Below are 871 nucleotides of genomic sequence, written 5' to 3'. Positions count from 1 at the left end.
CGGGATCGCCCTCGGCGGCCGCCAGCGCCTGCGCCTCGAAACGCTTGCGCTGGATCACCGGGTCGACCAACTCCGAGTACGCCGTCGCCAACTCGAAGCCGCGCACGTAGAGGTCCCACTTCTCCACCACTCCCGGCTTGGAGCGGTGCTGGCGCGTCAGGGGGCTGGAGTCCTCCGGGAAGTCCCGCACAAAGGTCGGCGCCCACAGGTGGTCACCCACCGTCTTCTCGAAGAGGGTCTCGACGATCTTGCCGGGCACGTAGTGGTCGGGGATCTCCTCGCCGAGTCCGCGGGCCAGTTCGACCAGCTCCCCACGGGGCGTGAAGGGCGAGACCTCGCGTCCCACTGCGGTCGAGACCGAGTCGTAGAGGCTGATTGCGTCCCAGCTGCCCGACAGGTCGTAGGTGGAGCCGTCAGGCAGGGTGACCACCTCGGTGCCCAACGCGTCACGAGCCGCCTTCTGGATGAACTCCCGCGTACGCGTGGCCATGGTGTCGTAGGTGCCGTAGGCCTCATAGGCCTCCAGCATCGTGAACTCAGGTGAGTGGGAGGAGTCGGCGCCCTCATTGCGGAAGTTGCGGTTGATCTCGAAGACCTTGTCGATCCCGCCCACGACGGCGCGCTTGAGGTAGAGCTCGGGCGCGATGCGCAGGTAGAGGTCCGTGTCGTAGGCGTTCATGTGGGTCCTGAACGGCCGAGCTGCGGCACCACCGTGGAGCACCTGGAGCATCGGCGTCTCGATCTCCACGAAACCTGCGGTGTCGAAGTACTGGCGAAGCGACTTCACGACCCTGGCCCGAGTGCGCACCATCTCACGCGCGGCCGGACGCACGATCATGTCGAGGTAGCGCCTGCGCACACGCATGTCCTC

General features: G+C 66.6%; 1 protein-coding gene. It reads right to left on the bottom strand.

Annotated features, from left to right (window positions below; all coding sequences use genetic code 11):
* Nucleotides 1–871, bottom strand: an 871-nt coding sequence (locus FK530_RS24335; RefSeq protein WP_331456372.1) for an amino acid--tRNA ligase-related protein, incomplete at both ends; no start/stop codon positions are given.

The organism is Tsukamurella conjunctivitidis (assembly GCF_007858475.1).
Taxonomy (GTDB): domain Bacteria; phylum Actinomycetota; class Actinomycetes; order Mycobacteriales; family Mycobacteriaceae; genus Tsukamurella; species Tsukamurella conjunctivitidis.
This window is presented reverse-complemented; position numbering and strand designations above follow the sequence as displayed.